The sequence below is a fragment of the Gordonia sp. CPCC 205333 genome (assembly GCF_048537885.1).
Classification (GTDB): Bacteria; Actinomycetota; Actinomycetes; order Mycobacteriales; family Mycobacteriaceae; genus Gordonia.
Map to the genome: position 1 here is coordinate 737,448 of NZ_JBCLVI010000002.1, position 21,185 is coordinate 758,632.

General features: G+C 62.7%; 20 protein-coding genes. 6 read left to right on the plus strand and 14 right to left on the minus strand.

Annotated elements, in window-relative coordinates; translation table 11 throughout:
• Positions 1–3: 3 nt before the first annotated feature.
• The gene (locus tag AAFP29_RS09125) at positions 4–507 is read right to left on the minus strand and encodes a hypothetical protein (protein WP_419217015.1); all 504 of its coding nucleotides are present in this window, start codon (positions 505–507) and stop codon (positions 4–6) included.
• Positions 508–509: 2 nt separating this feature from the next.
• Complete coding sequence (locus AAFP29_RS09130) at positions 510–974, minus strand: XRE family transcriptional regulator (RefSeq protein ID WP_419217016.1); 465 nt, start codon at positions 972–974, stop codon at positions 510–512.
• A 187-nt stretch (positions 975–1,161) separates the two neighbouring features.
• On the opposite strand from AAFP29_RS09130, the gene AAFP29_RS09135 reads away from it, so the two are divergent.
• Complete coding sequence (locus AAFP29_RS09135) at positions 1,162–2,223, plus strand: PrpF domain-containing protein (protein WP_419217017.1); 1,062 nt, start codon at positions 1,162–1,164, stop codon at positions 2,221–2,223.
• The gene (locus AAFP29_RS09140; RefSeq protein WP_419217018.1) at positions 2,217–3,365 is read left to right on the plus strand and encodes an AbrB family transcriptional regulator; all 1,149 of its coding nucleotides are present in this window, start codon (positions 2,217–2,219) and stop codon (positions 3,363–3,365) included. The genes AAFP29_RS09135 and AAFP29_RS09140 overlap by 7 nt, the downstream gene beginning before the upstream one ends.
• Here the strand turns inward: AAFP29_RS09140 and AAFP29_RS09145 are convergent.
• Both AAFP29_RS09145 and AAFP29_RS09150 read right to left on the minus strand, forming a co-directional pair.
• Positions 3,282–4,037, minus strand: coding sequence for an energy-coupling factor transporter transmembrane component T family protein (locus AAFP29_RS09145; RefSeq protein WP_419217019.1), 756 nt, complete (start codon positions 4,035–4,037; stop codon positions 3,282–3,284). The genes AAFP29_RS09140 and AAFP29_RS09145 overlap by 84 nt on opposite strands.
• Complete coding sequence (locus AAFP29_RS09150) at positions 4,034–6,088, minus strand: ABC transporter ATP-binding protein (protein ID WP_419217257.1); 2,055 nt, start codon at positions 6,086–6,088, stop codon at positions 4,034–4,036. Before AAFP29_RS09150 ends, AAFP29_RS09145 begins: the two co-directional genes overlap by 4 nt.
• 208 nt (positions 6,089–6,296) lie before the next feature.
• Here AAFP29_RS09150 and AAFP29_RS09155 point away from each other — a divergent pair, with 208 nt between their 5' ends.
• Entirely contained in the window at positions 6,297–7,001 is a 705-nt protein-coding gene (locus tag AAFP29_RS09155) for a TMEM165/GDT1 family protein (protein WP_419217020.1), read from the plus strand.
• Here the strand turns inward: AAFP29_RS09155 and AAFP29_RS09160 are convergent.
• From AAFP29_RS09160 to AAFP29_RS09170, 3 genes are read right to left on the minus strand one after another with little or no spacing between them, the layout of a single operon-like run.
• The gene (locus AAFP29_RS09160) at positions 6,998–8,089 is read right to left on the minus strand and encodes an MAB_1171c family putative transporter (RefSeq protein WP_419217021.1); all 1,092 of its coding nucleotides are present in this window, start codon (positions 8,087–8,089) and stop codon (positions 6,998–7,000) included. The genes AAFP29_RS09155 and AAFP29_RS09160 overlap by 4 nt on opposite strands.
• A gap of 44 nt (positions 8,090–8,133) precedes the next feature.
• On the minus strand, positions 8,134–8,643 hold the full coding sequence (locus tag AAFP29_RS09165) for a hypothetical protein (protein WP_419217022.1): 510 nt from the start codon (positions 8,641–8,643) through the stop codon (positions 8,134–8,136).
• Between the two features lie 15 nt (positions 8,644–8,658).
• Positions 8,659–9,153: an XRE family transcriptional regulator gene (locus AAFP29_RS09170; RefSeq protein ID WP_419217023.1), complete on the minus strand. Its 495-nt coding sequence runs from the start codon at positions 9,151–9,153 to the stop codon at positions 8,659–8,661.
• Positions 9,154–9,550: 397 nt separating this feature from the next.
• Here AAFP29_RS09170 and AAFP29_RS09175 point away from each other — a divergent pair, with 397 nt between their 5' ends.
• Positions 9,551–10,402 carry a hypothetical protein gene (locus AAFP29_RS09175; protein ID WP_419217024.1) on the plus strand — a complete coding sequence of 284 codons (852 nt, stop codon included), beginning with the start codon at positions 9,551–9,553 and terminating at the stop codon, positions 10,400–10,402.
• Here AAFP29_RS09175 and AAFP29_RS09180 read toward each other — a convergent pair.
• On the minus strand, positions 10,352–12,064 hold the full coding sequence (locus AAFP29_RS09180) for a TM0106 family RecB-like putative nuclease (protein WP_419217025.1): 1,713 nt from the start codon (positions 12,062–12,064) through the stop codon (positions 10,352–10,354). The genes AAFP29_RS09175 and AAFP29_RS09180 overlap by 51 nt on opposite strands.
• A 74-nt stretch (positions 12,065–12,138) precedes the next feature.
• Between AAFP29_RS09180 and AAFP29_RS09185 the strand changes: the two genes are divergently transcribed.
• Positions 12,139–12,897 (plus strand): DUF6474 family protein, encoded by a 759-nt coding sequence (locus tag AAFP29_RS09185; RefSeq protein ID WP_419217026.1) that lies wholly within the window; start codon positions 12,139–12,141, stop codon positions 12,895–12,897.
• Here the strand turns inward: AAFP29_RS09185 and AAFP29_RS09190 are convergent.
• Positions 12,894–13,724, minus strand: a complete 831-nt coding sequence (locus AAFP29_RS09190; protein WP_419217027.1) for a helix-turn-helix domain-containing protein — start codon at positions 13,722–13,724, stop codon at positions 12,894–12,896. The two genes, AAFP29_RS09185 and AAFP29_RS09190, sit on opposite strands and share 4 nt — an antisense overlap.
• Positions 13,725–13,782: 58 nt before the next feature.
• On the opposite strand from AAFP29_RS09190, the gene AAFP29_RS09195 reads away from it, so the two are divergent.
• Positions 13,783–14,247 carry a DUF3224 domain-containing protein gene (locus AAFP29_RS09195; protein WP_419217028.1) on the plus strand — a complete coding sequence of 155 codons (465 nt, stop codon included), beginning with the start codon at positions 13,783–13,785 and terminating at the stop codon, positions 14,245–14,247.
• Between the two features lie 12 nt (positions 14,248–14,259).
• Here AAFP29_RS09195 and AAFP29_RS09200 read toward each other — a convergent pair whose 3' ends face one another.
• The 5 genes from AAFP29_RS09200 to lysX form a co-directional block, all read right to left on the minus strand.
• The gene (locus AAFP29_RS09200; protein WP_419217029.1) at positions 14,260–14,724 is read right to left on the minus strand and encodes a hypothetical protein; all 465 of its coding nucleotides are present in this window, start codon (positions 14,722–14,724) and stop codon (positions 14,260–14,262) included.
• A 34-nt stretch (positions 14,725–14,758) separates the two neighbouring features.
• Positions 14,759–16,312 (minus strand): succinic semialdehyde dehydrogenase, encoded by a 1,554-nt coding sequence (locus AAFP29_RS09205; RefSeq protein ID WP_419217030.1) that lies wholly within the window; start codon positions 16,310–16,312, stop codon positions 14,759–14,761.
• A 46-nt stretch (positions 16,313–16,358) separates the two neighbouring features.
• A complete protein-coding gene (rraA, locus tag AAFP29_RS09210; RefSeq protein WP_419217031.1) occupies positions 16,359–16,841 on the minus strand; it encodes a ribonuclease E activity regulator RraA in 483 nt (160 codons plus the stop codon).
• 49 nt (positions 16,842–16,890) lie between these two features.
• Positions 16,891–17,730 carry an alpha/beta fold hydrolase gene (locus tag AAFP29_RS09215; RefSeq protein WP_419217032.1) on the minus strand — a complete coding sequence of 280 codons (840 nt, stop codon included), beginning with the start codon at positions 17,728–17,730 and terminating at the stop codon, positions 16,891–16,893.
• Positions 17,731–17,803: 73 nt separating this feature from the next.
• Positions 17,804–21,154 (minus strand): bifunctional lysylphosphatidylglycerol synthetase/lysine--tRNA ligase LysX, encoded by a 3,351-nt coding sequence (gene lysX, locus AAFP29_RS09220; RefSeq protein ID WP_419217033.1) that lies wholly within the window; start codon positions 21,152–21,154, stop codon positions 17,804–17,806.
• Between the last annotated feature and the right edge of the window lie 31 nt (positions 21,155–21,185).

Here is a 21,185-nt window from a genome sequence, read left to right on the forward strand (position 1 = left end):
CGGTCAGCTATCCAGCAGACCGAACGAACGCATGACCTGGGTCAGCTTTTGATCCGGTTCGACGACCACCGGTCCGGTTCGCGCCGAACCGGAGATGAACATTCCGAGAAGCGAAGCCATAACTTCAGCTTCCTGTTCGTCGGCATCGGTCCCGGCATCGTGATCGGAAATACGGCCGAGAACACGGACCCGATCCCCTGGCACAATCTGGCCGCGATGACCGCAAATCTGATGGCTCAGCTCATGCAATGCGATGTGGTCGCGGTGAAACTGCGATGTCTCTGATTCGTAGACGATGTAGTCGACCGACTCGGTACGCACCAATAGGCCGTGCAGGGACCGGTGTCGCAGCGGCATCGGCGACAAGACCACCTGCCTGCCGATGAGTTCCCCGACCCTCGCGCAGATCTCGTCGACACTTCGGCACCGCCAGATGCCGGCGTCGATGAGCTGTTGACGGCAGCGCTGATACAGATCACCGTCGCTGCGCTGGATTCGGCGGCCCATAGTCAGCCGTCGGCGCTGATATCCCGACCGCCCGATGGGCGGTTCAGTTGATCATCGACCTCCGGCAAGCCCTGAAGCCGCCGCACGTGGTCCAGTACCGCGGCGACTGTCGAAAGACTATCGCTGTCGAGTCCAACAGCTCGCATCGCGATCGAACGAACCCCGAGCTCGTTCAGTTGATCGGCGTCGAGGGCTGGCGGACCGTCGATATCCATCAATTCAGTGATCGAGACATTGAAATAGCGTGCGAGGGCAATCTGCAGCTCAGTTGACGGCCGACTGCGCTTGCCGGTGCGTAGCGCCGACAGATATGCGCCGCTGACCTTGAGTTGCGGATTGTCCGCTTTCAGTTCCGTGGCGATCTGCTCATTGGTCACGCCGCCGCCGTTGATAGCCTTCATGCGAATCAACGAATTCAACCGGTCGGCGAAAATTTGGGTCGCGCGCGGAGGGTTTCCCTCGTCCATGTTGATCAGTATGCCCCCGCGTACACGCGTTCAGCAACCCGAAACCGAGTCGAAATAGCCTGTTAACCTGGGATCATTGTGCGACAAGTCACGTTGACCGCAGCGGTTCCAGTGAATAGCGTCACTATTGAATTCAACTACTGGTTGAAATCAGTCTCATGCCCTCGAATCGGACGGACCGTTGCTGATGCTTATCTCAATTCCAGCCATGATGATGCGCGGCGGCACCTCACGTGGCATGTACTTCGTCAAGTCGGAACTGACCGCGACCGGGGCTGACCTGGACAGACTTCTGCCTGCGTTGATGGGGTCGCCCGGGCGCGACCAAGTCGACGGCCTCGGCGGCGGCTCGTCGACTACCAGCAAAGTCGCGATCGTGAGCCGGTCCGAACACTCCGGCGTAGACATCGACTATCTATTCGCACAGGTAAATCCTGTCTCCGGCAAAGTCGACTGGCGGCCGACCTGCGGCAACGTCCTGGCCGGTATCGCGCCGTTCGCGATCGAACGAGGAATGGTCGACGCAGGCCCGGAACAGACAGATGTGCGGGTCCGATTGGTCAACACCGACGCACGCGCCGTCTGCACCGTGCCAACCCCCGACGGCAGCGTCCGATATGACATCGACGAACCCGGCGCACTCCCCGCGACGCCGGTGCAGGTGTCGTTTGGCGACTTCGTCGGCGGCAGCACCGGCCGGCTCCTGCCAACCGGCAGTCCCAGCGACTTCGTGGACGGCACGGAATTCAGCGCCGTCGATGCCGGAGTATGTGCGGTCATCATCCGGGCAGCCGACGTCGGGATCCGCGGTGACGAGACTCAGTCAGAGATCAACGCGAACTCCATACTCCTTCAACGCATTTCCAGCATCCGGGCAAAGGCCGCGGATCTGATGGGGATGGGTGACGTCAGAGATTCGGTGCTTCCGAAGGTGATGCTGGTTTCCGACGGTGGTGCCGCCGCAGATATCACCTCTCGCTACTTCGTGCCCGATACCTGCCACCCGGCACACGCGGTGTCGGGCGGGGTGTGCCTGGCCATCGCTGCGCGAACTCCGGGAACGGTTGTCGCATCCCAGGCTCGCGAGGTGCGGACCGACTCCGGCAAGTTCACCGTCGCTCATCCCTCGGGCACAATCGAATTGGGGATTACCGGAGCCGGCATTGCGACAAACGTGACGGTCGGCCGAACGACCCGAAAACTTTTCGACGGGCAGGTCTTCGCCACCCTGCACGGGGTGGCGTGTTGAGATCGACACCGGCGCGTTGCCCGGAGAGAATCCGCATCGCGCTCCAGTGGGCGGTATGCCTCGCGGGCACCGTGATCGTTGGCGAACTCCTGGCGACGATCGGCTCACCGGCACCGTGGCTGATCGCGGGTCTGGTGGTGGCTGCCGCGACGGCGCTCACCTCAGGGCAGGAGCTCACTGTTCATCGTCACCTCCTACGGCCTGCGCAGGGGGTAATCGGTGTGCTTGCGGCGGCACCACTCGCCTTGATCTCTGGTCGGGAACTCACCCGAAACCTTGGTGTCTCGCTAGTGACTTCCCTTGTGACACTGGCACTTTGCCTACTCAGTGCCTACGTGCTGTTTCACTATGCGAAGCGACTTGACCCGGCGACATCGATCCTGTCCACGCTCGCGGGCGGGGCCAGCGGCATCGCCACGATGGCTCCGGAGCTGGATGTCGATCACCGCTATGTCGCCATGTCCCAGTACTTACGCCTGGTCATCGTCACCCTCACGCTGCCCGCCCTGTTGATCATCGCCGGAGGACATGAGGGCTCCGCATCGCTTGCCGACGGTGCTCTCACACCCGCCACCGCGGTAATCCTCGCCTGCCTGGTTTTCGGAGTCGGCTACGCGGGAAAGCTCCTTCACCTTCCCGCACCATTCCTGCTGGCTCCGCTTATCACTACTTTGCTGCTCGGAGTGTTCGCCTCGCCCGACTGGATGCCCATTCCAACCGATCTGATCACCGCACTGTCCTACGTCGTAATCGGTTGGCAGGCAGGCGGTTCGTTCTCTCGCACGAGCATCCGGGCGTTCGCACGACTGCTACCCGTCACCCTCGGCACAATCACGCTGATGATTGTCGGCTGCCTTGGCATGGCTTACGCCGTATCGGCGGTGATGACGGTGCCGTTCAGCGACGCCTACCTGGCCACAACACCCGGCGGCATCTACGCGGCCCTCGCCGTTGCCCAGAGTGCAGGTGCCGGACCGCTCGTGACCACCGCCCAGGTGATCAGGCTTATCGTCATGCTGGTCACTGCCATCGTCGCCGCGAAGTATTTTGCGCGCCGGTCACAGGAAAGACGCCAGAATGACAGCGGCACAAGCGATTACGACCACCGCCAGAGCCACCGCATCGCGGCGGTGCGGGCCTGACTGATACGCCACGAGGCTACCCGTCCCGCCGCGGGCGGTGATCGCCTCGGCCATTTCCGCGCTGCGCCGCAAGGCATTTGACATCGCTGCGGTGACCATATCGAAGACCGCCATCTGCGCCGACGGATGTGACACCGCCCCAGCGGATTTTGTAACCGGCCGCAATCGATAGGCCGCCCGAAGGATACGCAGCTCATCAATCAACATCGGCATTCCCCGCAGACACAAGGCGATTGCCACTGCCCATTCATCGACTGGTAGCCGCAACCAGCGCAGCGGTCGCATCAACGACGCCAATGCCGGTGCGATATCTGCCATCTGCGTCGTCCAGATCACCATCACCGACATCGCTACGACGACCAGCGCAAGCACCGTCGCGCGTAAGAACACCAAGGCACCGTCGAGACCGTTGACGGAGGATGAGAGCGCGGTCCCCACCACCACCAGCGCCCAGATCCACCAGGGTGGACGAGGTATGGCGCCCAACGGAATTCCCGCGACAATCGCAGTGACGACCACGACGCCGGCGACAAATCCCAGGGCGGGCCACGACGGCAACACCCACGTCATGATGCCGAGTATCGCCACGATGCCCAGCTTGGTCCCGGCCCACAGGCGGTGGATTATCGAGTCGCCCGGCACTTGCCGCAACGGCACGGTTCGCATGGTCATCGGACATCCCCCGTAAGTTCCGCACCTAATCGTCCATCGACCAGTTCGACGCGCTGGTTGCACACCTCTTCAAGAGCCTCGAAATCATGCGAAATAATGATCAAAGTCATTCCAGCAGAGCGCAATCGCGACAGCAGCCCAATCACCTCGCGGCGCGCGGACGGATCCAGACCAGCTAGCGGCTCGTCGAGCACCAGCAAATCGGGATCGGATGCGATCAATGCCGCGAGTACTACCCGCCGCAACTGCCCGCCACTGAGCGAGTCGGTCGGACGGGCAGCCAAAACTCTTGGCAGACCAACCAACTCAAGTACCTCGCCAACCTCACGCGTGCCGATCTCGCGACCGCCGACCGCCATGATCTCGTCGGCGACGTTGGCCTGCTGAATTTGTAGACGTGCGTGCTGGAAGGCCAGCGCGACCTTGCCCACCTGCCGCGACGTCGGCCGAGAGCCGAGCTCGCAAGTGCCACTTGTAGGTTCGATCAGGCCGGCCAGTAGCCAGGCCAGCGTGGTCTTGCCAGATCCATTGCCGCCGACAATCAGTACGCCGTCACCGGGATTCACCCGCAACGAGACATCATGCAATGCGGCCACCTCCCAGGGGGAACCCTGCAGGTAGGTGTGCGCAGCGTGGTTCAAGGTCAGCGCGCGGCCCCCTTCCTTACGCAATGAGCGGCGACGAGGAGCACTGGGAACCGACGAACTATCGAGTGCCACTTCCCAATCCGGCTCCTGCGTCACGATCGAGCCCTCCCGCAGGTGAATCACTCGGTCGGCGACCGCGGCTTCGGCCAGCCGGTGAGTGATGAGAACGACTGAGATTCCGAAGCGCTGGGGCAACGAGCGGAGTAGTGCGATCAACTCGTCGCGCCCCGCCGGATCGACCATCGACGTCACCTCATCTGCGATAAGCAGCGCGGGATGACGAGCCAACGCCGCGGCGATCGCCAGGCGCTGTTGCTGGCCGCCGGACAGATCCAGCGTCTCGCGACCGCCGAGTCCGGTCAGACCCACCGCGGCGAGAATCGCCTCCACGTCGACCTCGGTAGCCCAATCGGGCGGCAAACCCCAGACCACATCGTCGGCGACACGTGAGCCGAGCATCTGTGTCTCGGGGCGCTGCAACACCATCGCGGTACCGCCAGGGCGGCCCAACGCGGCCTGTCCCGGCCGCTGGATCGTCCCTTCCGTTGGCAACCGACCCGCCAGCAGTTTCGCCAACGTCGACTTACCGGACCCATTCGGGCCGACGACGGCGACAAATTCACCGTGGCCAATCGACATGTGGATGCCGCTCAGTGTCGATTTGCGCGCACCGGGATAGCGGAAGCCAACCCCGGCCAATGTCAGCGGGAGCGGGCCACTGGGCCCGTTCTGAACCCCGTCCAAGTTCAGTCCACCGTCGTTGTCGAGGGTGTCTTCGCTCGGGATGTCGGCGACTCGGTCGACTACAGCCCCCAGCACCCACCACGCGACGTAGAGTGCGACGACAGCGCCAAGCACGCCGGTCACCCACATCCACAACCACCAGTAGTCGATCACCGCGTCGGCGAAACCGTTGATCCACCGTGACACACTCTCGAAGCTGTCCAGTTGTTTGGCGATTCCCCTGGCCGTGTTCTCAAAGGTCTTCAGCACCAACGTGCGCAGGGGTACCAGGATGAACAGAAGTGCGACCGGGGCCGCCGCGAGGAACGGCGAAGCGAGAAACGTCACTACCGTCAGCGTCCCGAGCCCCCTGCCCCGCCGCTTGATCTCGCCGACGATCCCGCCGATCACGGCCGAGCCGACGATGGAGACGGCCGCGCCGGTGCCGGCGAGAGCGAATGCACATGCCGCGCCGGTGACCGTGGCCGCGACAAGCGCGCGCGGACGGGTCCGGGCTGCGATCAACGCCATCGGCACCGGCGCCAACAAGCGGGCAGCACCAGCAAGGGGGATCACCGCCGCGATCACCACGACGGCGACCGCGAGTCCGGTAAAGATCGCGATCGTGGCGTACTCGATGGGACGCAATGGTCCGGCCGATGGAGCCGCGTTGGCGTCCACGGTGCCTCCCTGAATGCCCGCCACCGGCGGCGCGATTATCGAGTCCGAATCGGCTTTCACCGATTCAGTGTGCCAAAAGCCGTTCGCAACGGTCTCTCGGCGCATCTGAATCAGGTAACCCGCAAACTAGTTTTTGTGCCTCCTACCTGCAACTATACGGCCGATCCATCTGTTGCGGGCCACGACTGGACGTGATTAGGCTGGCCGAGTGATTACCGCACTGATGGTCAGCTTCGGCGTGATCTTTGTGGCCGAACTCGGCGACAAGTCACAGCTGATGGCTATGACCTATGCCCTCCGCCATCCGTGGTGGGTCGTGCTGTCCGCAATCGCTGTCGCTACCACCGCGGTGCACGCGGTATCGGTGTTCTTCGGGCATTTTCTCGGCCTGTCGATCCCCGCGGATCTGATGGCGATCGTCGCGGGTCTGGCCATGCTGCTATTCGGACTGTGGACTCTGCGGGGCGATTCGCTGAGCGACGAGGAGGCCGGACGCGCCGACCGTGTCGGATCGTCAGTATTCCTGGCCGTGATGTCCTCGTTCTTCCTCGCCGAGCTCGGCGACAAGACCATGCTCGCCACCATTACCCTGTCCGCCGACCACGACTGGTTGGGCGTATGGATCGGCTCGACGATCGGCATGGTGGCAGCGGACGCGCTGGCCATCGCGATCGGCGTACTGCTCGGCAAACACCTCCCCGAACGCGCGATCACGCTCGGGGCTGCCGTGCTGTTCTTCGGCTTCGCCGCGTGGCTCATCTCTGACGGTCTACTCGCCGGTCCAGGCATGCTGGTCACCATTGCGACCGTGACCGCGGTAGTCGTCATTTCCGGTGCGGGCGCAGCGTACCTATGGCACCTCCGACGTCGGACCGCCGTACGACGCGCGGAACCCGCGGAGCTGAACGGCTAAAGAACCCGCGCCAGTCTCAGCAGCGGCTCGGCGTCGTCGTCGAGACTGGTGCCGTCGGGCGGCAGCACATCGCGCACCGCACCTTTCGACGTTCCCGCTTCGCGGTACTCGTCGACTGCGGCACGCAACAATTCGGCGCGGTCGGCATCGGATCCGTCGTCGAAATCCTCCGACAGCAACGGCGACAACTGAGTGAGACCATCCCGGATCTCGACGATGCGCCGCTCGAACAGCACCGTCGGCGTCGATTTAAGTACCGTCCCACCGTGTCCCGGCAGCACGACGCTGGGGATAGCCCACGTGATCAACGTCCACAGCGGTTCGAGTTCCCGATAGCGCCGACGCCGGCGCAGTCCGGCGAGCACGGCCCGAGTCTTGGCATATGCCATCGGATAGCAGATTCCGATCAGGAAAGCGACCAGACCGATTACCGAGAAAATCGTCGCTACCTGCACCAGTTTGAGTAGCGACACACCGAAGACCAGTGAGCCGAGGACGTACACGATCTGCGCCATCGAGCCAGCGGCCAACAGGATCAGCCCGGTCATCAAGATGAGCAGTGACACCTTCAGGTAGCCACCGGCCATGGCTAGGAACCGTCGGATACTGCGGACGCATTGCAGCAAACCGTAGGCGAGATAACCACTGGCGATGAGAAAGAAGAGAGCGAAACCCGCGTTACGTGTCGTCGATGCGGATAGCCCCTGGGTCCGCAGATCCAACGGGATCAGCAGCATGGTGATTTGGAGTCCAAGGACTGCCACGACGAGCGGAATCGATTCAACTCCCGCACGACGCTGGCGAACCGTCTCGGTTGAACTGAAGAAGAAGACGACGATCAGGCTGGCAACACCGAGCGCGAGCAGTCCGTAGAGCAGTACCCGTGAGGCCCCGGTGAATAACTCGTCGTTCAGAAATGCGGTGACATCCTTGTTGGAAACCACGAATGCCAGCGTCAACGAACCGATCGCCGTGGTCATCGCAACCGCTTGCACCCCGCCGCCTTGACGCCGGATCTGGTCGAGACGCCAGCACATCGCGCACGCGAAGACCGCGAACGCGATGACATTGATGATCCCGGCAACCACTCGACTCAGACCTCGACTCTTATCGGCTACAGCTGTAAACGGCGCTACAGCCAGCCCCGATGGCCCCCGAGTACCCGCTGAATTCCGCGTAGGCCCTGATGCTGCGCCGTATGCCCCACGGCTTCACGCGCTTCAGTCGCCCAAGTGATGATAAGCGATGCCAGCATCTCCGCCTCCCACTCCCTTTCGTCGGAGTAGCAAGTGCGGGCCAGCGCGGCGTCGGCATCGTCCGGATCGGGCTCTGCCAACGCCGCCGCGGCCAGATCGCCGAGCATCTGATGACCGGCGATCATATGGCCGAACTCATGGATGATGATCTGATCGCGATGAACCGGAGTGGTGTTCTCCTGATAGAAGAAGTAATCAGCGTCCGACGCCGCCAACCAGACGCCGTTCGGCATACCGGCCGGCAGTGGATGCGCGATCAGCTTTATCGGTCGTCCGCGGCGCGCGCCGTACCGATCACAAAGCTGGGTGACGTTGAGGGGCAGGTCGAGATCGAGCCCTCGCAGCGAGTCACGGATGATCAGGCGCAGCGCGCGCTCACTTCGCATACTGCGTCGTGAGGACTATTCGGACTCGGAGAGTCCCGCTTTGGTGACCTCCGGCGGGTCAGTCGGCAGACCCTGCTGCTTGCGCAGCACCTTGATGAGTTCGCTGACGACGCTGACCGAATCGCTCGACAGGCCGGCGAGCCGGAATGCCGCGAGCTGCACATCGGTGTCGGCCTGCATACGCATTTTGTCGATCTCGTCGCGAGTGCGCTGTGCCGCGCGGTCTTCGAGGAAGTAGTGAACATCGACGCCAAATGCCGCGGCGATGCCCTCGACGGTTCGGAACGACGGCGACTTCGCCTTGCCCGACCGCAGTTGAGACAAGTACGACTCGCCAAGCCGGAAGCCGCGCTCGGTCGACCGCGCCGCGATCGCCTTGGCACTGTAGGCCCGGCCGTTCGGTCCGGGGACTGTCCGGAAGAGTTCCTCGAGCCTGCGAGCAAACAAGCCCGGGTCAACGTCAGCGATAACGTCGCCTGCTGTTAGTCCGGGTGAACTGTCTAGTGTCACGATTTCCGCCTGTAATCCTGGTGACGCCGTCGCGCCGCCATATTGTTTACTCTGTTTCCTCGACCCAGCAGCTTGACAGTGTGTAGGAAGAGTTGCCCAGCTGCGAATTTACCTTGCGTTCATTAAACGTCGGATTGGACCCATCTTGCAAGGCCCAGCCCATCGGAGGATACCCAAATCGGGGGGTGAAATGGTTCCACCTGCAACAACAATATCGCGAGTGTGTCGCTACTCACATACCAATGGTTAGCGCAGGTCAAGGATAGGAAAGTCTGGTCAATCGACCAAGTCGCTCATACCGCACGATACCGTAGACTAAACGATCAACATCGCACCTGCCCAATGGGTGCCCCTGCCATGCCGGGTCGGAACCACCCTCCTGAGGACCGTACAGACTATGCATCTGCCAGATTCGACTGCCGCCGCGCGCCCCGCAGTCCGCAAGTTCGTCGCGCTCGTCGGCGCGGGAACACTGCTGCTCGCACTTACGCTGCTCGGCTCGATCGGCGGTGGCGCGGCTGACGCGTTCCCCGGCCTCGGCGGTGGACACAGCCACGGATCAGACGACAACAACGGCTCGGGGACCGGCGGAAGCAACAACGGCGGTACCAATAATGGCGGAAGCAACGGGATCGGCCCCGGATCTCTTCCGGGCAATAACGACCCCGACGATGACGATGATGACGACGGTGACGGTGGCCCTGGTCACGGCGGCTCTAGCCAACCGAATCTGACCATCCCCAAATACACCGCACCGCCGACCAGCGATGGTTCGCCAACCACCACACCGCGGTCCCGCTCCGGATCGGGCGGTTCATCACAGTGGAGCGGCGGCGGTCACCCGAAGCAATCGTGGGAGAAGGACAAGGCCGGGCCGACTGCACCCAAGGCGACGGCCCCCGAGGTTCCGGCACCGATCGTCCCCGCCGCTCCCGTCGCACCGGCGGTGCCGCCCGCAGCAGCGAATAGCGGCAATGGCAATGGCAATGCTGCGGCCCCTAAACCGGCGACCAAGCCACACACTGTCAAGCCGCATGCGGCTAATCACGCATCCAAGAATGCGCCGACGCACGCGACACCGAAGGTCGTCGTCGCTCCGGAGCCGACAGTTACGCCACCCGTGATCGCGGCGGCTGAGATCGGCGACTTCGCGGGCGGCGTCGCGCCGGCCGCACTGTTGATCCTCGGATCGGCGGCGCTACTGGGCAGCGGCCGCTTCCTCGATGCCATCTCCGCCGCGCGTTCGTAGATACCGGATTCGTAGTTCCTCGACCGTTGGCACGGTCGAGGAGGCGATGTTGTCCATCCATTCGCGCAGTATTTTCGTCGCCCGCACGTCGTCCTCGTTGTACTCCAGCAGGCGCTCACGCTGACTGATATCAACCGTTTCATCGATCCCGACGGCGTGCCGGTACCAATCCATCGACGCGGCGCCACCGGCGTCGTCGTCACGCCAATGAAAACCCGCGATCGGCGCGACCCGTTTGAGCCCTTTTCCCGACGGCGATAGGAAGTTCTGGCCGACGGCGGCGAAAATGTCGACCCATTCATCCGAGGCGATGAACGCATCGATCTTCGCCCGAGACGGTATGCCGGGTAGGCCTGCGAAACGATCGGCTGAACCGCGCAGCCAGCGATTCTCGGCCTGCTCGGAATAGCAGTACGCGGCGAACGTCTTCCCCTGGGCGCGCGCAGTGTTGCGGATCGTCATAAGCCATTGCCAGAACTCCGCGAATGAGCGCGCCTCGTCAACAGTCGGCAACGGCTGCCAAGTCACGAATGGCCGATATGGCTGCACTTGCCCGATTGTGTTGTCGGTCAACAACGTTCCCCACAGATACGCACCGTCCTCACCGAACGATTCCATGTCGACATCCACCTCGACGTCGGCGCGCTGCACCGCAACGTCGTCGTGGCGCCGCACCAATTTCGTTCCGGTGAGCCAACATTGAGCGAAGACCACCGCTTCCTCGAACGGCCCTTTGAACTCCTCGGGCGCGTCCGATAACGCGGCCAATCGATCAATGGTCCTGATCTCATTGTCCGCCAGCACTTTTGCCTGCGCGCCGTTGACGACCAGACTCACGTCACGGCGGGCGATCAACTCCGTCTCGCATTGCGGCCACCACTGACATCCACGACACTCACCGATTCGGCTCGGGCTGGTCACCACCTGCTGCGCGGCGATCCGACGTCGATGCACCAGATTCTCGTCGTATCCATCCAGAAGCGGGTCCAGGTCATAGACAACGATGCAATCCACATCGAGTCCGATTACTCCGCCGTGCGCTCGACCTGCGATGCCGTCGCTCTGCAACATGCGGCACAGATGCGCCAACCGCATCTGGTCACGCTTGTTGTTACGTGCCCCCCGCGTCTGGTCGACGGTCGGCAACCATCCCCACAACGGGCTCGTCACGATGCCGGTCCGCTGAGAATCCCCGACCTCGGAGCTGACCGGATAGCTGACGCGATGGTTGACGACGATCACCGGCACGTACCCGATGCCGTCGTGGACGAGCAATTCACTATGTCCGCGGCGCCCGGCATCGATGTCCGTACGCAGAACCGCGTCGGCGATCCACCGGGCACCTGACCGCGCGGCACGATAGGTGGCGTCGATGCGCGCACTACGTGACGCCGCGGCGTCGATCATGACAAATGTTCCAGCCGGTTGATCGCTGTGCAGGCTGCGCAGCAGGTCTTGAACCTTGCTTCGGTGTTCAGTCGCCGCGCGGATCCGCTGTGTAACCTCGGGAGCCGACTGCTCACGGGCCGGCGGCGAATCCGTCCGTGCCGCGAAATCGAGAGCCAGTCGGTGTTCGCATCCAGTGAGATCGCGAGCGCCGAGCACCGGTGAACTCACCCGTCCGCCTTCCGTCGCCGCCGCATAGGAGACACCTGCGGCCATCCCCTCCACCCTATGTAATGCTTGTAACAACAACTCGCGGGTCTCCACCCCCGCGCAGCGACGGAAGGTTTGGCATGGGGTTGATCGTTTCTGACGGCAAGAGCCGCGCCCAGCGTCGGGCGGAAGCCAAGGCACTGAAGACGAAGGCCAAGCTGGAGGCGAAGCTAGACGCGAAGGCGCGCCGCAAATCGGAGAAGATCGATCGGCGTGCTCTACGCAAGGCAGAACGCAAAGCCCAACGTCAGGCCGACCGACAGGCCGCGCGCCAGGAGCGCGACACGCAGAATGGTGATCGCAAGTCCTCGTCCGGCGACGACAAGGCGAGTGTCAAAGCCGCCAAGGCTAACAAGAAGGCGGCCAAAGTCAGCGCTAAGGCCGACGCCGCCAAGATCAAGGCCGAGGCCGAATCTCGCAAACTGAGTACGACCAATGTCAAGCGTTATCTCGCCGTCGCGCGGCTGGTCGCACCGATCGCCGGCCCGGTGATCTACCGGGCATCGGTCAGCGCCCGCGAGCAACTCGCGATCGCCAAAGCCAACCGGGCGGGTGTCTCCCCCGATGTGCTGCGACAGTTCTCCGGCCACGGCGCGACTCAGTCGGCACGAGTCGCCACCACCCGCGCGTCGGTGGACAAGCTGGTAGCGCAGGACCAGTCAGCCGATGCGGCGGCCTTCGCCAGCGCCATGAACACGCGGCTGGCGAATCTCGCGACCGCGGTCGACGCCGCGGAGATGATGCCGCCGGCGCAGCGACGACACGCGCATCAAGCGATCGACCGCGAACTGTCGACGATCGAGAGTGACATCCTCGCGCGACTAGGCGTCCGAACCTAGTCGGCAGTTTCGTCCGAATCACCGTGTACATACAACGCGGGTGAGGTACCCACCAGCGCGGTGAACGCCCGGATCAGATGCGACTGATCGGAGAAGCCGAGTTCTGCCGCCGTCGACGCCCAGTCGATGTCAGCTTCGGTATTCGCTACACGTGCGACGTCGAGTAACCGGAATCGTTGAATTACCCACTTCGGACCAATGCCGACATACTCACCGAAGAGACGCTGTAGCGTCCGCAGGCTGACTCCCGCGTGCGACGATAACTGTTCGGCGCGGGTCACGGCGGTGTCGTTTTCGGCGAGTGTCACCAACTCGGCTAGTTCTTCTATCGTCGAATCTCGTTGCAGTCCAATTGATTCGATCAAATCGTCGATGACAGAAAGGTGTTCGGCGTCGCTTCGCTCGGCGTTGAGCAGGGCGTGTGCCAGCGGCCGGTCATCGACGTCGATGACCTCGCCCAATGGCCGCACCGAGCGCGTAATCTCACTGACCGGGCGCCGCAGGACCGCATGAAATGCGGCTGGCCGAAAGGCCACGCCAACGACGTGACCGTCACCGCGCAAGGTTCGGGAGAAATCAGTGTTACCGACGCCGTGTACCAGTATTCGACCATCTTCCGCCGCGAGATGGATGATCGGCTGCGGGATGACCCGCTGGGTGAATACGCCGTCAACGTGCCAGCGGACAATCCAGATATAGTCGATCCAGTACGCGAATCGCGGTGCGGCGTAACGCTCTATCGTGATCGGCGCCGTTGCCGACGGATTCAGGATTGCCTTTCGGCCACGGCCGCGAGGGGGATCGTCGGGCGCGGACTGAGAGTTCACGTAATAATTGTCGCGTTTATTCAATACCGTTTCCACTCGGAGCGGCAGACTCAGTTTCATGAGTAATTCGACAACCACAGCATCTGCCCAAACCCACACCGTCACCGGAACTTTCAGCGTGACCGGCTGGAACGAAACGAAGATCTACGCCGTCGATGACGAGACAGTCACGATAAGCGGCACCGACTATCCCGCACGGGGCTTCAACCGGGCCGACGTCACCTACGCATACAGCGGCGACATCTCTGGCGCCGGTCAGTTGACCTACCTACTCGGCTATGTGAAAGGCAGCGATTCGCCGACCGTCGGCTTCCAGGCGTTCACCGGTTCCATCGACGGCCACGACGGAAGTGTGGTGTTACAGCACAACGGCTTTCACAACGAGGAAGGCGTACACGAGCGATTGGATATCGTCGCAGGCCTGGGAACTGGCGGACTGTCGACGATGATCGGTCACGCCGAGGTCAACATCGTCGGACATCACGAAAGCTACGAGATCACTCTGCACTACTCGATGAGCTGACCTTGCAGATGTCTACAGCGGAACGATCACTCCGCTGTAGGCGGTGCAGACCTTGCCCTTGCCGGGAATCCCGATGCGGCACAAGCGGAACTGCTTTCCGTTGTATCCGGCTGACCGGGTCCACTGACCGATGGCCGGCAATCCGTTCGGTGGTGCGACGGCCAATCGATGCCACGGCGTCGACCGCTGCACGGGTGCTTTCTGCCCAGCCCGCTTGATGATTCGCACTTTGACGCTGCGTTCTTCGAGAATCACCGTGCGTACGCCCGCGTCTCGAGTCAGCAGATAGCCACCCGAATTGGGCGTCACCGCGACCGCGTGAGCGGTGCCGTACCAATCGGCGAGCACCACTTGTGGAGCTGCCTCCCGCTTGAGCGACTGTGGCGCCGCGTTCGCTGCACCGAGCGGTATCAGTAACGCGGCAACCGCGAGCAAGAGTGCGGCCAGCAACGTCGGGCGGACAATCCTGAGCGTCATGACACCGGTCCTTGGATGTGTTGTGCGGACTTACCTACCGACCCGGCAGATACTTCAACGATTCCATCAGCTTAGGGGTTGCCTTGAGGAACACACTCTTCGGCACACCACGGATGCCGTCGAGCCCGATGAATCGCTGCTCGGCGATGGTCTGGGGCTCGGTGTACTTGTACAGGCCCTCCTCGCCGTGCCGCCGCCCGACGCCCGAGATGCCCATGCCGCCCATCGGAGCGGCTGTCGAACCCCAAGCGGAGGCGTAGCCCTCGTTAATATTCACGGTGCCCGCCCGGAGCCGCTCGGCGATCTTCTGCGCCTCGCTGCTCGATCCGGCGAACACGCTGGCGTTCAGGCCGTACTCAGTATCGTTGGCCCGTGCGATCGCTTCCTCGACGTTGGCGACCGGATAGATCGCGACAACCGGGCCGAACGTCTCGTCCGCGTAGCAGTCCATTCCCTCGGTTACGCCGGTGAGCACCGTCGGCTCGTAGAAGAACGGTCCGAGATCGACCCGACGCTTTCCGCCAGCTTGCAGGGTCGCACCCTTGGCGACGGCGTCGGTGACGTGCTTGTCGACGGTTTCGGACTGACTGGCCGACGCCAGCGAACCCATATCGGCGGTGAAGTCGTACGTGGCGGCCAAGTTCATATTCGACACATATGCCGCGAACTTCTCGGTGAACTCGTCGGCGACCGACTCTTCGACATAGATGCGCTCAATCGAGATACACAGCTGGCCGGAGTTGGAGTAGCACGCGCGAGCTACCCCGGAAACGATCCGATCGATATTGGCGTTCGCCGTGACGATCAACGGGTTCTTACCGCCCAGCTCGGCGGAGAAGCCAATCAGCCGACGTCCGGCCTGTTCGGCCAGCGTCGCGCCAGTGGCCGACGATCCGGTGAACATCACATAGTCGGTTTGCGCGACGATCGCTTGTCCCACAACACTTCCCGGTCCGGGAACCACCGCGAACAACTCCTTGGGCAAACCTGCCTCGTACAGCAGTTCCGCACATGCCAGCGCGCAGTACGGCGTCTGACTGTCCGGCTTGATGACTACCGCGTTGCCGGCGGCCAACGCGGCAACCGCATCTGAAACAGCAAGTGTCAGAGGGTAATTCCACGGCGAGATGACGCCGATAACACCCTTGGGCTGATACCGCACGCGCACATCGGTCGCGCCCGGCAAGATACCCTTAACCTTCTTGTCGGCCAGCAGCCCCGGTGCGACATTGGCATAGTGCCGCGCCGACAGCGCTACGTCGAGCACTTCCTCCTGCGCATAGATTCGCGCTTTGCCGGTCTCAGCCTGCGCGATGTCCATCAGAGAATCGGCGTTCTTGTTGACGAGTGCGGCGAAGTCGAAAAGTACTTTGGCTCGGTCGGCGGGTTTACGTGCCGCCCAATCCTTTTGGGCTTCGCGGGCACGCGCAACGGCGACTTCGAGGTCGGCAGCGGTACCCACCGGGATGGTCGCCATCTCGGCACCGCTGAATGCTTCGACGATCGTGCGGATCGGCCGCTTGCCCGCATCGTCGATAGCGACGAGCCGCGCCAAGCGGGCGAAGTAGTCAGCGGTGGGCTGCGACATGGGTGAGGCCTTTCACGAAACGGGTTCGAGGGTGGAAGTGAGCGGACTACTGCGCAACGAGGACGATGCCGTCGTCGTCGGAGTAGACCAAATCGCCCGGCTGGAAGGTTTCGCCGCCGATGGTCAGCGGCACATCCCGCTGACCGGCGCCGGTCTTGGTTGACTTACGTGGATTGGTACCGAGAGCTTTGACGCCGATCGCCATCTCCCCGATGGCAGCGGCGTCCCGGATCGCGCCATTGGCCACGATGCCGACCCAGCCGTTGGACCGGCCGAGTTCGGCGATGATGTCACCGACGAGCGCGGTATGCACCGAGGCGTCACCGTCGATCACGAGCACACCGCCCGGATTCGGCTCGGACAAGATCGACTTGAGTAGCGCGTTGTCCTGGAAGCATTTGACGGTGGTGACCCGACCGACGAATTCGCGGTTGCCGCCGTATTGCCGGAACTGCGTATCGCAGCTGCGCACGTCGGCGCCGATTTCATCGGCGAGGTCTGCGGTGGGAACGAATGCCGGCTCAGTCATGACTGTGATCGTACCGGTGGGTAGCTTGGCGCCTCGAGCACGTTGACCGCTAGCTGGATTTGATGGTTTCGACGATCACCCGAGCGAGGTCGGCTGGCCGCTCGTCGGGTATCCAGTGCGATGCGCCGGAGAACACTTCGAACCGGTAGGGACCGTCGACGTAGCGCTCGGTCAGGTATGCGCCCTTGGAACCGAGCGCGGTGTCACCATCGCTCCACACATAGGTGGTTGGGACTTTGATGCGCTTCATGCCACGACTGCTCGCGAATGGAAGCCCGCGATACCAGTTGAGGGGTCCAGTAAGTCCGACGGTTTCGATGATATCCGAGTGCACCTCAGCCACCATTTCGTCAGTCATACCGGTTGACTTCAACATCCCGTCGAAGTAGCCCGGCCGCAATCGGACCAACAACTCGGGAACCTTCGGCGGCTGAAAAGCCAGCATGTACCAGGACCGGCGAGCCTGATCGCTAGTAACAATCGCTCGCACGAACGCGGCTGCGTGCGGCACCGAAACAGCGGTTAACGAACGTACGTGATCGGGGTGCAGTCCGGCGACCGACCAAGCGACATTCGCGCCCCAGTCGTGGCCGACCACGTGAACCGGCGCGCCGATCCGGGCGATTAACTCGCGAATGTCGGCGACGAGTTCTGAGTTGCGATAGGCCCACCGCCGCTTCGGGGCCGCGCCCGGTGCGTAGCCGCGCTGGTTGGGCACTACGGTACGGATCCCCTGCGCGTTGAGTATCTCGGCGACCTTCGACCACGACTTCGCGGTCTGCGGAAATCCGTGCAGAAGTACAGCGACCGGTCCGTCGAGCGGGCCGGAGTCTACGACGGGAAAACGGAGTTCACCCCTGCGGAACTCGTTGATACGTTCATGAGCCATGACGCCACCTCGATTTATATGACTTCTGGGTAACTTAACGGCGTGAAGTTACTTCAGTCAATAGTCCGGCGGCCTAAACCGGCTTCACCAACGGGAAAGCCAACGATTCCCGGATCGACTGGCCGGTGATCAGCATCGCGATCCGGTCGACGCCCAGACCTAATCCACCGGTCGGCGGCATCGCGTATTCGAGTGCCTGCAGGAAATCCTCGTCGATCTCCATCGCCTCGGGATCACCTCCAGCCGCCAACAACGATTGAGCGGTGAGCCTGCGACGTTGCTCGACCGGGTCGGTCAGCTCGGTATAGGCGGTCCCGAGTTCGACACCCCACGCAACCAGGTCCCAACGCTCGGATATGCCGTCGATGCTGCGATGAGGTCGGGTCAGCGGCGAGACCGACGATGGAAAGTCGATGTAAAACGTCGGCTCGGTGGTGCGCGCTTCGCCGAAATGCTCGTAGAGTTCCTGCACGATCTGTCCGGCATCCCAGCCGGGGCGGATCGGAACGTCGACGCGCGCACTGTGATCTCGCAATTCTTCCACCGTTGTCGCCGGCGTGACCACTGTGCCGACGCCCTCGCTCACGACGTCGTAGACCGATCGCACCGGCCATGGTCCGGATATGTCGACCCACTGCTCGGTGCCGTCGGCGGCTGTCCGCACCACCTTTGGCGATCCGTGCACGGCCGTCGCCGCATACTGAATCAAGTCGCGGGTCAGATCGAGCATCCGACGGTAATCACTATGTGCTTCATAGGCTTCCAGCGAAGTGAACTCGGGGTTGTGGGAGAAGTCCACTCCCTCATTGCGGAAGTTCCGGCCGATCTCGAAGACCCGCTCCACGCCGCCGACGCAAAGCCGTTTGAGGTACAGCTCCGGCGCGATACGCAGATAGAGGTCGAGATTGTAGGCGTTGATATGCGTCTGGAACGGGGTCGCGTTGGCGCCACCGTGAATCCGTTGCAGGATAGGCGTTTCCACCTCGAGGAAATCCCGCTGATCGAGGAAGTCCCGAAGCGCCCGCACCACCGTGCTCCGGGTCTTGAGTAGGCGGCGACTATCAGCGTCGATCGCGAGGTCGACATATCGCTGTCGCACCCGCGCCTCCGGGTCGGTGAGACCGGTCCACTTATTCGGCAACGGATGTAGGCATTTTCCGATCATCGACCACGCTCGCACCAGAACCGAGACCTCGCCGGTCCGGCTAATGCCCATCACGCCGGTAGCGCTGACCAGATCGCCGAGGTCGACCGTCGACGCGAAGTCCAGCGAGCCGTCCGCCAGCTTGGACGGTTCGACGAGAATCTGCGCCTGCCCCGACCAGTCGTGCACCTGCGCGAACACCACTCCGCCGAAATCACGGAGTCGGGTGACCCGGCCCGCGACTCGCACTGCGGTCCCCGCATCACTCGACGTCGCCTCGGCAATGGTGCGCGTCGGGCGCTGGGCGACCGGATAGGGATCAACTCCGTTGTCGCGCAACCCTTCTAGCTTCTTCATGCGAACGCGAACCTGTTCGGGGCGGCGAGTGGCGTCCCGATCCGCCGCCCGCTCCTCATCGAGCTGAATCAGCAAGGCGCCCAGGTCGATGCCAGCCGGTATCGACGACACACCCGCCGTGTACTGGCGCCTGCGTAGCCCGAATGACGGTAGCGTTATGAAACCTTCGGTCACCACCGATGCCAATCCGACGCGCGGGATCATGCGCGCATCCTCAAAGCACAGGTACCGGGGCACCCACTCCGGCAGGTACTTCGCGTTCGACTTGTAGAGCGATTCCATCTGAAAGAATCTGGAACCGAACATCAACACTGAGTACGACAACCGCATCACCGGGCCGGCGCCGATTTGGTTGCCCTGTTCGAAGAATGCTCGAAAGGTCGCGAAGTTCAGTGAAATCTCATTGATACCAATGTCTTCGGAGCCCCGCGCGAGTTCGCTGACCATCAATTCCACGATGCCGTTCACCGAACCACGATCACGTCGCATCACGTCCAGGGACACTCCGGTGCGCCCCCAGGGAACAAATGACAACATGCCGACGGTCTTGGCATGCTCGGTGTCCATTCCCGAAATTGCTTCCACCAGAAGACAATTGCCGTCGTATTGGTCGCCGAGCCGACCGAGCGCCATCGCGAAGCCGCGCTCCTCGTCGGTGTCCCGCCATTCGTCGGCGAGTGCCATCATTTCTTCTCGCTCAACGGGATTCAATTCCGAATGGCGTCGGATACGAACGCCGACACCGGCGCGCTTAGCGCGCGTCACCGCTTGGCGGACGCCTTTCATCGCCGGACCGTTGAGGCTGAACGTACCGGTATGCAGGATCGCCTCGTCGCCGATGTTGAGGCTCCCGAAACCGGCGTCGTGATATGCCCGCGCGCCCCGGGAGCTCGCGCCCATCGCGGCCGGATGCCAGCCGTATTGCTCACACAGGGTGAGGAAGGCTTCGATCGCTCGCGGCCAGGATTCGGGGTCTCCGATCGGGTCGCCGCCGGCCAGCCCAACGGATAGTTCCACTCGATAGGTGATTGCCGCGCGGCCGTCCGCGGAGAACACCACGGCCTTGTCCCGGCGGGTAGAGAAATACGCCAGCGAGTCGTCGTCGTTGAAGGTTGTGATCAGCGCACGAATCAACTTCTCGTCGTCGACGGTCATCAGCGATTTGAGTCGCTGCGACCGCAACAGCACGACCGCAGCCACCATCAACGCCAGTGCTCCGAATAGCCCCAGTAGTCCATTGATCGGGGCAATCGAGTGGTGACCGTCGAAGGTTCGCGGATCGACCGTGCTGAACGCGACCACCCGATTGAGGGCGTAGGCGAATCGTTCACCGGGCTCGAGGGTATGCGGGACGAGTAGCACCAGCCCCCAGCCGACCAGCGTTGCGACTGCCAATCCACCGAAAAGGACTGCGAGAGCGGCAAATCCGGCCCCTCGGCGGACCTTGGTATAGAACTGCCGATAGGTGACGATCAGGAAGAGTAGCGCAGCCAGATCAATACCCACCCCGATGTAGATACCGATCCGCTCGGCGTTGTCGACCTCGTATTGCGAGGCGAGTGGATCGAATAGGTAGGCAATATTCGACGCCATGAACAACAGCAGGTAGGCCACCGAGATCCACCACGCCATCCGCTTGCGGCTGCCGAGGGCGATGGCGACCATCCCCAAAACGAAGGCCCACGCGAAGCTGGTGTCGGGCATCGAGATGACGAAGCTGTCGATGAAATCCCGCGGTACGTGGATCAGGCGTCGGAACGGCGGAAAGATACTCGACAGCAAGGACAGCGCGGCAAGCACTCCGGTGACGGTCGCCGCGAACCGCGGTGCGTTCGCGCCGAATCCCTGTGGACGTCGAATATGCTCGATGAGGTCGTTCGACCGCCAATTGGCATCGCGTACGCGGTCCGAATGCGCTGTCATGGAGTAACGGTAGCCTCCGCGCGGCGCAAAT